Here is a 14,457-nt window from a genome sequence, read left to right as displayed (position 1 = left end):
GGATAGCAGCCAAGAGATGCAGCGGGAAGTCCTGCCATGGGATTGCGATAGCGCCGGACTTCTTGCGAGAGCAGGGCACTTTGCCTGCCTTCGCGACGAGTACTGCGGCCAAGCCCAACCGGGCCGCGCCGACTACCCTATGGATGAGGAATTTCCCCCTATGACCGAAAATCTCAACGAAAACTTCGACGCCCAGACCACTGAGTCCGCTGAGTCCGCTGTTGCAGCAGAGACCACCGCGCCCGCCGAAGCTGAAGCACCGGCTGCTGCCGCTGCCCCCGTCGAGAACGCTGCAGCCGAGTCTGCAGCCCCCACCTTCACCGAAGCTCCTGCTCCCAAGGCAGAAGAAACCGAAGCTCCTGCCCCCAAGGCAGAAGAAGCGGAAGAAGAAGGCGTACGCTTCGTCGATCTTGGCATCGACGGCCGCGTTCTGGCCGCGCTGCAGGATGTCGGCTACGAGAAGCCGTCACCCATCCAGGCAGCCACCATCCCGCTGCTCCTCGAAGGCCGCGACGTCGTTGGCCTCGCCCAGACCGGTACCGGCAAGACCGCAGCTTTCGCTGTTCCCGCCCTGTCCCGCCTGGCAGAACTCCACGACCTCAACGGTCCCTCACGCAAGACCCAGGCACTGGTCCTGGCCCCGACGCGTGAATTGGCCCTCCAGGTTGCCGAGGCTTTCACCTCCTACGCCAAGCACATTGACGACTTCACGGTCCTCCCGGTCTACGGTGGCTCGGCTTACGGCCCGCAGCTCGCCGGACTGCGCCGTGGCGCCCAGGTTGTTGTCGGTACCCCCGGCCGCGTGATCGACCACATCGCCAAGGGTTCCCTGGACCTGTCCGAGCTCCAGTACCTGGTGCTGGACGAAGCTGACGAAATGCTGCGCATGGGCTTTGCCGATGACGTTGAGCAGATCTTCCAGCAGACTCCGGAAACCCGCCAGGTTGCGCTGTTCTCTGCCACCATGCCGGGCCAGATCCGCCGCATGTCCAAGCAGTACCTGAACAACCCGGCTGAAATCTCGGTGAAGTCCAAGACCACCACCGGCGCCAACACCAAGCAGCGTTACCTCCAGGTCATGGGCCCGCACAAGCTGGACGCACTGACCCGCATCCTCGAGGTTGAAGAGTTCGACGGCGTTATTGCCTTCGTGCGCACCAAGATGGCTACCGAGGACCTCGCCGACAAGCTGAAGTCCCGCGGCTTCCAGGCTGCCGCCATCAACGGCGACATCCCGCAGCAGCAGCGCGAACGCACTGTGGACGCGCTGAAGGAAGGCCGCATCGACATCCTCGTTGCTACCGACGTCGCTGCCCGTGGCCTTGACGTGGAGCGCATCAGCCACGTCATCAACTACGACATCCCGCATGACACCGAGTCCTACGTGCACCGCATTGGCCGTACGGGCCGTGCAGGCCGTTCCGGCGACGCGATCCTGTTCATGACGCCGCGCGAGAAGTACCTGCTGCGTTCCATCGAAAAGGCAACGCGCCAGCCGGTGGAGCAGATGCACCTGCCCACCGCCGAGACCGTGAACACGCTGCGCCTGGGCAAGTTCGCCGAGCGCATCACCGAGACCCTTGCGTCCGAGGATGTTGCAGCGTTCCGCGACCTCATCTCCTCCTACGAGGAAGAGCACAACGTTCCGGCTTCCGAGATCGCTGCAGCCTTGGCCGTCATGGCCCAGGGTGGACAGCCGTTGCTGGTCAAGGAACTGCCTGCCGCTCCTGAGTACCAGAAGCGCGAGCGCTCCAAGGACGGCTTCGGCTCGCGTGGCCCGACCCGCGCACTCACCGAGGGCAACGCTACCTACCGGATCGCCGTCGGACGCCGTCAGCGTGTCATGCCGGGCTCCATCGTTGGCGCCATTGCCAACGAAGGTGGCATTTCCTCCGCACAGATCGGTGGCATCGACATCCGCTCGGACCACTCCCTCGTGGAGCTTCCGGCAGACCTGAGCGCGGATCAGTTGCGCGCTCTGTCCCGCACCCGCATCGGTGGCGAACTGATCCACCTCGAACTGGACAACGGCCGCAAGCCCAGTGGCGACCGCGGCAGCTACTCCGGTGGTGGCGCCGGTGGACGTGGTGGCTATGGCGACCGCGAGAACCGTGGTGGCGGCAACTTCAAGGGCAATGGTGGCTTCAAGAAGGACTTCCGCAAGTCCGACGGCGAGCGTACCTCCGCTGACCGTGGCGGCCGCTCCTACAGCGACCGTTCCGAGCGCACTGCAGGCAGCTACGGCGACCGCGATCGCGGCCAGGCCAGCGGCTCACGCTTCGGCGGTCATGGTGACGGCGCCCGCAAGCCCCGCACCGGTGGCGAAGGCGCAAACCGCGACTTCAACCGCAAGGGCAAGTGGTAAACACTTCCTGGTGGTAAACACCACCACATGCTGGACACTCAGTTATTCCCGTCAGGGGGTCGGCTTTCGAGCCGGCCCCCTGCGGCATTTAACGTCGATGCTCCATCGCCCCCGATCCCGCTCCCTGGCGTCCCATAGGGGCACGGGTTCCCTGAGGCCCCGGCCGGCCGTACGATCGAGGCACGGGAGAACGCAAGCAGAACGCAACCAGAACGCAAGCAGAACGCAGGAGGGTGCTCCATGGGATTGCTGGACAACGTGAAGAAGAACCTGGGCCTGGGTGACAAGGGGCGCGGCGATCAATTACTGCACGGCGACAAGGATCACAGGGATGATGCAGGGTCCGCTGCCCGCGACGCAGCTCCCGCCGAGGCCACCGCTCCAGCAGCCCCATCAGCCGGAAGCCAGGCCGCGGAGGATGCTGCCGCCGTCGGGGTTTCAGCAGCTGACCGGGACGCCGCAGAGGCCGCCGCAGCCCAGGCGGCCCAACAACAGGCAGCCGCGGACGCCGCAGCAGCCCAGGAGGCCCGTCAGGAAGGGCTGGAACCCGATGCCCCCGAGGTCCGGCTGCAGGCGCAGGAGGCGGCCTCTGAGGCCGCTGTCGGGGCAGGACAGCAGGGACCTGTGGCCCCGCGCGTCACGGAGGTGGTGGTGGAGCAGGGAGACACCATGAGCGGCATCGCCGCACAGTTCGGAGTGGATCTCGGTGCTTTGATCGCGACCAACGCCGATACTGTGCCCAATCCAGACCGGATCTACCCCGGACAGGTCCTTCGTCTGCCCTGATTCGGGCAGACGAAGAGGGCGAAAATAGATCAAGGAAGCCGCGTCTTCGCAAATTGTGTCGACGCCTGTTTTCCGCGTGCTTTCGCCGATTTGTAGCTTCTGAAAACGTCCGGTAGAGTATTTACTCGTTGCCCCCCTAGCTCAGTGGTAGAGCGCGTTCTTGGTAAGAACGAGGTCACCGGATCGATTCCGGTGGGGGGCTCTGAATGAGGGCCTGTGTCAAGGCGGTTTTGACCGGCTTGACACAGGTTTTTCTCATTCGTGGCGGTGTAGCTCAGTTGGTTAGAGCGCACGACTCATAATCGTGAGGTCGGGAGATCGAGCCTCCCCACCGCTACAGAGCAAGACCCCGCAGCATTCGCCTGCGGGGTCTTTTTTCGTTCCGTGGGACAGAATGGGTCCATGAGTCGAATCGCAATCATTGGCGGCCACGGGAAAGTGGCCCTGCATCTGTCCCGCATCCTCAGTGGCGAAGGTCACGACGTCACGTCTTTCATCCGAAATCCCGATCATGTGGCAGATGTCACGGAAACCGGCGCAAAAGCGCAGGTGCTTGATGTGGAAAACTCGACGACGGCGGAACTCGCCCAGGCGCTCGACGGCCACGACGCCGTGGTCTGGTCCGCAGGGGCCGGCGGGGGCAACCCGGACCGGACCTATGCCGTGGACCGCGACGCCGCCATCCGATCGATGGACGCCGCCGCACAGGCCGGCGTCAAGCGGTATGTCATGGTGTCCTACATCGGCGCGGCGAAGGACCATGGGGTGCCAGCTGACAATCCATTCTTCGCCTACGCGGAGGCCAAGGCTGCTGCGGACGACTACCTGCGTGCCACCGACCTCGATTGGACCATCCTGGGCCCGGGAACCTTGACCGACGAGCCTGCAACGGGCTTGATCCAGACCCAGCCCGAGAACCCCGGCAGCGGAACACAGACGTCGCGGGCCAACGTTGCGTTGGTGACGGCCGCCGTCCTGGAACTGCCCGGCACCATCCACCGGACCATTGCGTTCAAGGATGGCACCGCGGACGTGGTGGACGCGCTCACGGAGGACTGACCCGGAATCGGAGGCGTGGACCGTCACTCCGCGTGGACCGTCTGCACTCCCGGGATATGTTGGTAGGGAACTTTTTCGGCTTTGTCCGGGGAGGGCCTTACAACGTCTGGGGAAGCAGGAACATGGATCAGTTGGCGCTCATTGTCGGGTTGCTGCTGGCTACGGTGGTGGCAGTGGGCCTGGGGGACCGGCTCCGGCTTCCGTACCCGGTCCTGATGCTGCTGCTGGCTGTGGCGTTGACCTTCATCCCGGGCTTCCCTGAGTTTGAAATTTCGCCTGAGCTGATCCTGCCGATCTTCCTTCCGCCGCTCCTGTTCGCCACCGCCCAGAAGAGCTCGTGGGCCGTCTTCAGGGTGCGGTGGCGGACGCTCCTGCTCCTGGCCGTAGCTCTGGTGGTGGTGTCAACGGCTGTAGTGGCCGGTGCTGCCTGGCTGATGATCCCGGGCATCGGAATCCCGGCGGCCATCGCTTTGGGTGCCATGGTGGCCCCGCCGGATCCCGTTGCCGTTGAGTCGGTAGCCGGCCGCGTCCACATGCCGCGCCGCCTCATCACGGTCCTGCAAAGCGAAGGGCTTTTCAACGACGCTGCTGCCATCGTCATCTTCCAGGCTGCCGTGGCGGCCACCGTGTCCGGGAAGGAAGTGGGCCCGGAGGTCATTCCGCAGTTCATCATCGGAGCCGCGCTGGCTGTGGTGATCGGCATCGCCATGGGTTGGCTGACCAAGTTCATCACCACGTTGGTCACGTCCATGGTGGCCCGCAGTGCCGTCACCTTGGTGGTTCCGTTCGCCGCCTACATTCTCGCGGAAGAGTTGCACGCATCAGGTGTGGTGGCCGTCGTCGTCACCGCCTTGGAGTTGCAGCGCCATACGCGGCCGCAGGATGCCGCTGAACGCATTACGCGGACGGCGTTCTGGGATGTGGTGGAGTTGCTTGCCACAGGCCTGGCGTTCGGCCTGGTGGGGCTGGAAATCCGACACGTTATCCGGGACGAGGGGACTGCGATCTTCGGGATGATCGGCATGGCTGTGGTTATCTGCATCCTGGTGTTCGTCGTCCGGTTCTTGTGGCTGGGCCTGCTTGCCCTGACGGCCCGGAGGCGCAGGAACCTCCTGCAGCCCACCTCACCCAAGGAAGTGCTGATCCTGACGTGGTGTGGCATGCGCGGCCTGGCTACGTTGGCGTTGGCGCTGGCGCTTCCCTTGACCCTGCCGGATGGCAGTGACTTCCCGGCCCGGCACGAGATCCTGGTGATTGCCTGCGCCGTCCTCCTGGCAACCCTGGTGCTTCCCGGCCTCACCTTGCCATGGCTCATGCGGGTGCTGAAGGCCACCGAAGATGGTTCTCACGAGCAGGATGCCGCCAAGGTCCTCGCCAAGCGCGCCCAGTCGGCTGCGGTCGCCGCCTTGAAGGACCACGACCTGATGAAGGAACTCCCGGCGGAGAAGGTGGCGCTGGTCAAGGAAAAGATGCGCAGACTGCATGCGGAGTTGCTCGATGGCACCCTGCAGAACGAGTCGGTCGCTGAAAAGCGCAAGCGCGGACGGGAGTTGTCGATCGCGGTGCAGACCATCGCGTTGGATGCTGCACGGCAGGAAGTGGTGGCGGCCCGGAACGAGCTGGGTACTGATCCGGAAGTCGCAGATCGCGTGCTGAGGCAACTGGACCTGCGCACCATGTCGATGCCGGACTAGCCGAATTCCGGACTGGCCGCCTGCCGGGCCGAGCGGCAAGAAGCGGTCAGCCGGCAGCCTCGTGTTTCGGCAGCGACGCGGGGTAAAGGTCCAGGGCATGTTCCTCGACATAATCCAGTGCATGCCGGATCGCGCCGAGGGACACGATCCCATCGCCCAAGGGTGAGGTTGCCAGGCGCGGGGGAGTGAAGGTGAACTCCGTCATCTTCTCTTCAATGCCCGGAATCAGTGCGTGGGCCGAGGCCGCCACGGCCCCGGCTATGACCACCAGGTCCGGGTTGACCAACGTACTGACTGAACCGATGACCCGGGCCATGCGTTCAGACAGGCGGTCCAGCACGGTTCGTGCGGCGTCATCGCCCTCTGCTGCGGCTTCGAAGACCATTTCGGCGCTCAAGGATTCAGGATCGCTGCCACAGAGAGTGTGCAGCGAGGTAGTGGTGCTGGCTTCCATGGCTTCGCGGCCCCATCGGGCAGCGTAGTGGGCAATTCCGTAGGTGTCTCCCACGCCTTCCACGGTGTCCAGATAGCCCAGTTCACCGAAGCCTCCGAGCTGGCCGCGGAGCAGGCGTCCGGATTCAAGGATGCCCGAGCCCAGGCGGTCACCGGCCAACATCACCACAAAGTTGTCCACTCCTTGCGCGGTGCCCTGCCACCGTTCTGCCAAGGCGGCCAGGTTGGCGTCATTTTCCAGGAGGACATGCCAGCCGTGCCGCTCAGCGACGATCCTGCGGACGTCGAAGGACCTCCAGAATTCCTGGACGGTGAGGACTTCGCCGTCGCGGCTGACCGGTGCGGCAACCCCCACGGCGACCGCCAGCACTGAATCCGCAGTGACTCCTGCCTGTTTCAGGGCGTCTGCGGCAATGCGGTCCAGCACGTCGGCGCGTTCATCGGCAGGGAGGTTGAAGGTGCGGAAAGGCATGGTGACCCTGGACAGCGATGCCCCTGCCATGTTGGCCACGATTGCCGTGATCTTGGTGGCGCCGATGTCGATGCCGATGACGCTGGCCGCGTCATCGTCGAAAACGAAGCGGCGGGCCGGGCGTCCCTTGACGTAGTCCCCGGTACCCCGTTGGTTCTCCAACTCCTGGAGCCAACCGAGCCGGACCAGTTCATCGCAGATCGATATGACGGTGGCGCGCGAGAGCCCGGTGGAGTCCATCAACTCGGTTCCGGTGAGGACACCGGCGCCGCGCATGGCTTTGAGCATTGCGCTGGCGTTGACCCGGCGTACCAGTTGGGTTGACGGTGCAGTCCCGCTCAGCATGGGGTACTCCAAACTCTTGGGCGTCTATCGGGAGCGATAGAACGATCTCTCTAAATTTAGTACATAAATTTAGATTGTGACGCGCTTCCGTTAAAAGCTTGACGCTGTGGCGCACGTCACTCAAACTAGCGATAGGTCATAAATTTATCTCCTATCTAAACTCGGGATGGTCAGCAGCGACCACCCCGGGCACGGCGGCCACAGCGGTCCGCACGACGAAAGGACCACGGAGTCTGTGAAACCTACGCGTAAGAAGCGCCTTGCGGCGATGAGCCTCGGACTGGCCCTGCTGGCCGGTCTCCTCTCCGGTTGCACAGGGGAATCGGGCAAGGAAACCATCCGCTTCACGTTCAGCAAGCGCGAAGCCATTGGCTTCATGACCAAGCTCGTTGCCGACTACAACGCCTCCCAGAACGACACCGAGGTTGTCCTGGACACCTCGGGGGTGGATGTGGTGTCCGCGAGCTTCGTCCGGGGAAATCCGCCGGACATCGCCTTGGCGAACTACAACATGGAAACCTCACGCTTTGTCCAGCGGGGGGCCTTGAGTGATCTCTCCGGTACGGCAGCGGCGTCAAGGATCCGCGAAGATCTCCAGCCGTTGATGGACCAGTACGGGACCTACCCGGACCGCACCAGCGCGCTGCCCTACTCGATCATGGCCTCCTCGGTCATCTACAACAAGGAAATCTTCGCGGCCAACAACATCAAGGTGCCCACCACCTGGAGTGAGCTGACCGCAGCATGCGATCAACTCAAAGCCGCTGGAGTGACGCCGTTCTACGCCACGTGGAAGGACGACTGGACCATCGCCCAGGGCTGGTTCGACTACTCCGTGGGCGGCCAGGTGGACACGCTGGACTTTTTTGACAAGCTTTCCGCCGAAGGCACCAACGTGGGGCCGAGATCTGCAGTGTCCTTCCAGAAGGACTTTGAAAAGCCTGTTGGCAAGATGCTGGAACTGGCCTCGAAGTACGTGAACAAGGATGCAGCCAGCCGGGCCTACGGCGACGGCAACCTGGCGTTTTCCCAGGGCAAGGCCGCCATGTACCTGCAGGGTCCGTGGGCCTTCAGCGAGATCGCGAAGACGGCCCCTGACCTGAAACTTGGAACCTTCCCGCTGCCCATGACCGACGACCCCCAGGACCTGCGTGTCCGGGTGAACGTGGACCTGGCCGCCTGGATCCCTGAGGCCTCCAAACACAAGGAGGCCGCAAAGGACTTCCTCGAGTACCTTTACCGGCCCGAAGTGATCGATGCCTACAACAAATCCCAGTTGGGCTTCACTCCCACCAAGGATTCAGCTGCGGCTCCCGATCCCCGGATTGAAGGAATGGTGCGGTACTACGAGCAATCCCAGGTCTACCAGGGTCCTTCAGTGCTGGTACCAAAAACCATCCCGATCATGAACTACACGCAGGCCCTCGTTTTCGGCGCCAGCCCCACCTCCACCCTTAGCACCCTCGACGCAGACTGGGCGCGGCTGGCTTTCCGCCAGTAGCGCCGAAGCAGGGAGTCAACATCATGTCCATCATCACCACCCCCACTACGTCCGGGCAGGACGGCCGGAAGCAGGTTTCGGCCAAGCAGGGCCGTCAGCGGCAGGGCAGCACGCGCCGGGTCGAGCCGATCTTCTACTTTTTCCTCGTCCCCAGCCTCATCCTCTTCACGTTGGCCATCACCATTCCGGGAATCATCGGCATCTTCTTCAGTTTCACCAACTCGATCGGAATCGGTGACTGGGAATTTGTCGGCCTGACCAACTACGTTGCCATCTTCACCGACCCCGCCATCCTGCAGAGCTACCTGTTCACGTTCGGGTTCTCCATCGTCACCGTGATCGCCGTCAACGTGGTGGCGTTCCTCCTGGCCGTCGGGCTGACCTCGCGCATCAGGATGAAATCGGCGCTGCGGACCATTTTTGTCATCCCCATGGTGGTCTCGGGCATCATCATCGCCTACGTCTTCAACTTCCTGTTCTCCAACTCGCTGCCCTCCCTTGGCGCCGCTGCCGGGATTCCCTGGCTGGAGAACAGCCTGCTGGCAAACCCGGACCTCGCCTGGGTAGCCATTGTGCTGGTCACTGCCTGGCAGGCTGTGCCGGGTGCACTGCTGATCTACATCGCAGGACTGGTGGCCGTGCCGGGGGACGTCTATGAAGCTGCGGAAATCGATGGAGCCAGCAAGTTCCAGCAGTTGGTCAAGATCACGCTTCCGCTGGTATCGGGCTACGTGGTCATCAACATCATCCTGGGGTTCAAAGGCTTCCTGAACGCCTACGACATCATTGTTGGCCTGACCAACGGTGGCCCGGGCACCTCAACCCGAAGCATCGCGATGACCGTCATCTCGGGCTTCAACGGCGGCGACTACGCCTACCAGATGGCCAACGCCACGATCTTCTTCGTAGTGGCCATTGTTATCTCTCTCGTACAGCTTTCGCTGACTCGCGGACGGAATGCACTCTGATGACCAATCAAGCCACCCTCGCCATCACCGAGCCCACCACCCAGCCCACCGGAAAGAGCCGACGCCGGTCCGAGTCCGCCGTCGAACGCGTCAACTGGCCGGCAACCACCATCCTCATCCTGTGCGCTGTCACCGTGCTCCTGCCGCTGTACGTCACAATCTCCATGGCGCTGAAGACCCAGGGGCGGGCGGTGGATGGCAACGCCTTCTCCTTCCCGGCTCCCTTCAGTTTTGACGGCTTCGTCCAGGCCTGGACGCTGACAAACTTCCCTGTGGGCGCCGCGATGTCCTTGCTGGTGACTGCCGGGACGGTGGTGGCCACCATCATCCTGGCGGCCTTTGCTTCTTATGCGATCGTTCGAAACTGGGAGCGCCGGCTCTTCCGGTATTCGTTCTTCTACTTGCTGGGGGCAATGTTCATTCCGTTCCCCGTGGTGGCGCTGCCGCAGATCCAGCTCACGGGCCGGTTGGGCCTGGACAATCCGTTCGGTGTGATCCTGCTGGCCACCATGTTCCAGCTGAGTTTCAGCGTCCTTCTGTTCACCGCATTTCTCCGGTCCATCCCGATGGAGTTGGAGGAGAGTGCAAGGATCGACGGCGCTACCACCTGGCAGACCTTTTGGAAGCTGATCTTCCCGCTTCTCGCTCCAATGAGCGCCACCGTGGGAATCTTCGCCTTCCTTTATGCGTGGAATGACTTCATGATGCCGTCGCTGATCATCTCCGATCCGTCCCTGCAGACACTCCCAGTGCGGCAAAACCTGTTCCAGACCCAGTTCAGCAACAACTACCACGTGTCCTTCGCGTCCTACCTGATGGCAATGGCCCCGGCGATAATTGCCTACCTGTTCACGCAGCGGTGGGTCATGGCAGGGGTTACCCAGGGGGCCGTAAAGGGCTAGGCCTGTTGACCTGCGGTGTCCGGCCGTTTCATACTGGTCCGGGATATAAATTTAGATACTAAATCAAAGGAGTTTCGTGAGCACCTCCGCCACTCAGGCACACCATACCTATGTAGACCGCATGGCCGACCCCAACTGGTGGCGCCAGGCGGCTGTCTACCAGATCTATCCCCGCAGCTTCCACGACGCCAACGGCGACGGACTGGGCGACATCAAGGGCATCACCGCCAAAGTTCCCTACCTTAAGGAACTGGGAATCGACGCCGTCTGGCTGAGCCCCTTCTACCCTTCAGCGCTCGCTGACGGCGGCTACGACGTAGATGACTACCGCAATGTGGATCCGAAGCTGGGTACGCTTGAGGACTTTGACGAGATGGTTGAGGCCCTGCACGCCGCCGGCATCAAGATCGTGGCGGACATCGTCCCCAACCATTCCTCCGACCGCCATGAGTGGTTCAAGGAGGCCTTGGCTTCACCCAAGGGCTCCGCTGCCCGCGAGCGCTACATCTTCCGTGACGGCCGGGGCGAGAACGGCGAGCTGCCGCCGTCGGACTGGGACTCCGTCTTTGGCGGCCCCATCTGGGATCGCATCACCGAGCCGGATGGCACTCCCGGCCAGTGGTACCTGCACATTTTTGCCAAGGAGCAGCCGGACTTCAACTGGGAGAACCCGGAGATCCGTGAGGACTTCCTGAAAACCCTGCGTTTCTGGTCGGACCGCGGCGTTGATGGTTTCAGGATCGATGTAGCCCACGGTATGGCCAAGGATCTGTCCGAGCCGTTGCCCATGAAGGCCGACCTCGAAGCCAAGGCCCACGGAACTGATGGCTTCACCGATGGTTCCCACCCGTTCTGGGACCGCGATGAAGTCCACGAGGTGTACGCGGAATGGCGCAAGCTCTTCAATGAGTACAACCCGCCCCGTACGGCTGTCGCCGAGGCCTGGGTCCACGAGTCCCGCCGTGCCCGCTATGCAAGCCCCGAAGGACTGGGCCAGGCGTTCAATTTCGATCTCCTGCAGTCCGACTTCGACGCTGCATCCTTCCGGAAAATCATCACGGACAACCTCGTGGCAGCCAAGGAATCAGGTGCTTCGTCCACGTGGGTCTTCTCCAACCACGACGTCGTCCGCCACGCCACGCGGTACGGCCTGCCCAAGGGCGGCTCCGTTGCGCAGGGAACCAATGCGGCCCAGGACATCACCGGCGGCAAGCCCAAGGGCCAGGATGGCAAGGGCTGGCTGCTGGCCGGCGCACCGGCTGAAGAGCTCGACGTCGAACTTGGCTTGCGTCGTGCCCGCGCCGCCACGCTGTTGCTGCTCGCGCTTCCGGGCTCGGCCTACCTTTACCAGGGTGAAGAGCTCGGTTTGCGTGAAGTCTCGGAAATCCCTGACTCGGAACGCCAGGACCCGTCCTTCTTCCGCAACCCGGGCGTGGAGATCGGGCGCGACGGATGCCGGGTGCCGTTGCCGTGGACGGCGGAAGGTCCGTCGTTTGGCTTCGGCGCGGGCAAGGCGCACCTTCCCCAGCCGGAGTGGTTCAAGGATTACGCAGTATCCACCCAGGACGGCGTGGACGGTTCCACGCTGGAGCTCTACCGCAAGGCGTTGGGCCTGCGCAGAGAACTCCAGACGGCTGAGGAACTTGAGTGGGTGGAAACCCGAAACCAGGACGTGCTGCACTTCAACCGCCCGGGTGGCTGGCATACCGTCACGAACTTTGGCGGCGAGCCTGTTGAGCTGCCTGAAGGTGACGTGGTGGTCGCCAGCGGTCCGCTGGAGAACGGCAAACTGCCCTCCGACACCACTGCCTGGGTAGTCAGCAACGCGTAGCGCTGCGGCAGAAGACGGAAGTTATGACGAATGCGAACGGGCGGGGACGCCTCATCTATGGCTGCATGGGACTCGGTGGCCCGTGGGACGGAACGTCCTATGGCGCAGCTGAGATCGATCAGGCCGCCGCGGTGGTCGACGCCGCCGTGGGCATCGGGATTGAGCTTTTCGATCATGCTGACATTTACCGCAACGGAAAGTCCGAGGCCGTCTTCGGTGAAGTCCTTGCCCGTTCGCGGGGCCTGCGTGAAAAGATCCAGCTGCAAACCAAGTGCGGTATCAGGCTGGGGGAGCGTGGGTTGGCGACGCATTACGACCTCAGCCGGGAAGCGATCCTCGAACGGGTCAACGGGAGCCTGAAGCGGCTTCAGACCGACTATGTGGACGTGCTGCTGCTGCACCGCCCCGATCCGCTGATGGACCCGCGTGAGGTGGCGGCCGCCGTCGGAGAGTTGACGGCGGAAGGCAAGGTGCGGCAACTGGGTGTGTCCAACATGTCCGGAGCCCAGATCGCGTTCCTTCAGGACCAGTTGGAGACGCCCCTTGTGGCGGACCAATTGGAAATGAGCCTGCTTCGCCGGGACTGGCTGGAGAGCGGTGTGCTGGTCAACCATGCGGAGGGGGTGGGGTACAGCTTTCCGCACGGGACCCTGGAACACTGCATGAGACACGGGATTGAACTGCAGGCCTATGGGTCCCTGGCGCAAGGGCGTTACACCGGAGCGAAGCCTGAGGAGCTCTCACCGGCCGAGTTGGCAGTAGCGGAGATGCTGGAACAGTTGGCAGGGGAGAAGAACACTACGCCGGAATCAGTGTTGCTGGGTTGGCTGATGAAGCACCCGGCCAGGATTTCTCCGGTAGTGGGAACCACCCGTCCCGCCCGGATTGTGGCATGCGCCGACGCGGCAGCTGTCGCGGAGGAGATGACCCGTGCCCAGTGGTATGGACTGTGGGTGGCGGCCCGGGGAAACAACATCCCCTAAACCCGTTTTAACCCAACTGAGTCGCAGTTGTGCGCGTTATGAGGCCTCAAAACGCGCTGTACTGCGACTCAGCTGGGTGGGAACAGCAACACATGGAGTGCGCCTACGGTGTGTGGCTGATCGGGGCCACTACCGAGTAGGTGCTTGAGTCACCCTGGATGGCCTGGCTGGGCTTTCCGTCGATGCTGACGGGAATGTCGCCGGCAATGGTGACGCGGTTGAGCTTGCGCGGCTGGCCATCGTAGTTGTCCGGGGCGTAGTGCTGGGTGATGCGGTTGTCGAACAGGACTACCTGGTTTGGCTCCCAGTTCACCCGGACCACGTTCTCCGGACGCGTCACGTACGCCTGCAGCAGACGGATGATGTCCTTGGATTCGGTGTTGGACAAGCCCACGATCCTCAGCCGCTGCGCGAAGCCCCCAATGAACAATCCGCGCTCGCCGGTCAAAGGGTGCACCCGAACAACGGGGTGGGCGGTCTCGAACTTCAAGCGGGTGAACTCCTTGCGACGCTCTTCCGCATTGGAGTGCTCAAGGTTCTTGGGTACCGAGTAGTCGTAGTCATTGGTGTGGATGGCCCACAGGTTGTCCGCGAACGTGCGCAGCTCCTCCGGGAGATCCTGGTAGGCGCCGGCCGAGGACGCGATCAACGTCTCGCCACCGTAAGCCGGAAGGTCGATGCTGCGCAGCGTGGACGCCTGAGGCGGGTTGACCACAAACGTGACGTCCGTGTGCCAGTTGTTGGCAGAGCCGTTCTCGCTGTCGACGGGAAGGACGTTCTCTTCACCATCTACGGAAGCAACCGTGGGGTGCGCCTTGGTCAGTGGTCCAAAGTGCGAAGCGAACCTCACCTGGGCTTCGTCGGTGAGGATGTTGGCCTCGCGGAAAACCAACGCCTTGTGCTCGTTGAGGGCTGCCCTGATCTGGGCCACGGTGTCCTCGCTGAGATCTCCGCTGATGTCCAGCCCGCGGATTTCGGCGCCGATGCGGGAGCCCAGCTTGGCGAATTCGAGTTTGGTTTCGGTAATGACGGTCATGATCTGTTTCCTTACTGGTTGTGGTGGATCCTGTGGTGATGGGTTGCGGCGGGTACCGCGTG

11 protein-coding genes and 2 tRNA genes are annotated in these 14,457 nt (G+C 62.9%); 11 read left to right on the top strand and 2 right to left on the bottom strand.

Annotated features, from left to right (window positions below; all coding sequences use genetic code 11):
- Window positions 1-160 precede the first annotated feature (160 nt).
- The 6 genes from ABQM86_RS15525 to ABQM86_RS15500 all read left to right on the top strand — a co-directional run bounded on the left by ABQM86_RS15525 (window position 161) and on the right by ABQM86_RS15500 (window position 5,904).
- Window positions 161-2,365, top strand: a complete 2,205-nt coding sequence (locus ABQM86_RS15525; RefSeq protein ID WP_207594285.1) for a DEAD/DEAH box helicase — start codon at window positions 161-163, stop codon at window positions 2,363-2,365.
- A gap of 240 nt (window positions 2,366-2,605) precedes the next feature.
- A complete protein-coding gene (locus ABQM86_RS15520; RefSeq protein WP_207594284.1) occupies window positions 2,606-3,151 on the top strand; it encodes a LysM domain-containing protein in 546 nt (181 codons plus the stop codon).
- 130 nt (window positions 3,152-3,281) lie between these two features.
- Window positions 3,282-3,353, top strand: a tRNA-Thr gene (locus ABQM86_RS15515).
- A gap of 61 nt (window positions 3,354-3,414) precedes the next feature.
- Window positions 3,415-3,488, top strand: a tRNA-Met gene (locus tag ABQM86_RS15510).
- Between the two features lie 65 nt (window positions 3,489-3,553).
- Window positions 3,554-4,210: an NAD(P)-binding oxidoreductase gene (locus ABQM86_RS15505; protein ID WP_369744846.1), complete on the top strand. Its 657-nt coding sequence runs from the start codon at window positions 3,554-3,556 to the stop codon at window positions 4,208-4,210.
- A 122-nt stretch (window positions 4,211-4,332) separates the two neighbouring features.
- Window positions 4,333-5,904, top strand: a complete 1,572-nt coding sequence (locus tag ABQM86_RS15500; protein WP_337339327.1) for a Na+/H+ antiporter — start codon at window positions 4,333-4,335, stop codon at window positions 5,902-5,904.
- 46 nt (window positions 5,905-5,950) lie between these two features.
- Here ABQM86_RS15500 and ABQM86_RS15495 read toward each other — a convergent pair whose 3' ends face one another.
- A complete protein-coding gene (locus ABQM86_RS15495; protein ID WP_280623286.1) occupies window positions 5,951-7,174 on the bottom strand; it encodes an ROK family protein in 1,224 nt (407 codons plus the stop codon).
- 268 nt (window positions 7,175-7,442) lie between these two features.
- On the opposite strand from ABQM86_RS15495, the gene ABQM86_RS15490 reads away from it, so the two are divergent.
- The 5 genes from ABQM86_RS15490 (at window position 7,443) to ABQM86_RS15470 (ending at window position 13,359) form a co-directional block, all read left to right on the top strand.
- Window positions 7,443-8,675 (top strand): ABC transporter substrate-binding protein, encoded by a 1,233-nt coding sequence (locus ABQM86_RS15490; protein ID WP_369746681.1) that lies wholly within the window; start codon window positions 7,443-7,445, stop codon window positions 8,673-8,675.
- A 23-nt stretch (window positions 8,676-8,698) separates the two neighbouring features.
- A complete protein-coding gene (locus ABQM86_RS15485; protein ID WP_207594280.1) occupies window positions 8,699-9,643 on the top strand; it encodes a carbohydrate ABC transporter permease in 945 nt (314 codons plus the stop codon).
- Window positions 9,643-10,545, top strand: a complete 903-nt coding sequence (locus ABQM86_RS15480; protein WP_369744844.1) for a carbohydrate ABC transporter permease — start codon at window positions 9,643-9,645, stop codon at window positions 10,543-10,545. Before ABQM86_RS15485 ends, ABQM86_RS15480 begins: the two co-directional genes overlap by 1 nt.
- 76 nt (window positions 10,546-10,621) lie before the next feature.
- Window positions 10,622-12,376, top strand: coding sequence for a glycoside hydrolase family 13 protein (locus ABQM86_RS15475; protein WP_369744843.1), 1,755 nt, complete (start codon window positions 10,622-10,624; stop codon window positions 12,374-12,376).
- Between the two features lie 23 nt (window positions 12,377-12,399).
- Complete coding sequence (locus ABQM86_RS15470; RefSeq protein ID WP_369744842.1) at window positions 12,400-13,359, top strand: aldo/keto reductase family oxidoreductase; 960 nt, start codon at window positions 12,400-12,402, stop codon at window positions 13,357-13,359.
- A gap of 103 nt (window positions 13,360-13,462) precedes the next feature.
- On the opposite strand, the gene ABQM86_RS15465 is transcribed toward ABQM86_RS15470, so the two are convergent.
- Window positions 13,463-14,395 (bottom strand): TauD/TfdA family dioxygenase, encoded by a 933-nt coding sequence (locus ABQM86_RS15465; protein ID WP_207594277.1) that lies wholly within the window; start codon window positions 14,393-14,395, stop codon window positions 13,463-13,465.
- Window positions 14,396-14,457: the final 62 nt, after the last annotated feature.

Origin of the sequence: Paenarthrobacter sp. AMU7, from assembly GCF_041200195.1 — a bacterium.
GTDB lineage: Bacteria > Actinomycetota > Actinomycetes > Actinomycetales > Micrococcaceae > Arthrobacter.
The sequence above is the reverse complement of the archived record's forward strand: the minus strand, read 5'-3'. Positions and strand labels throughout refer to the sequence as shown.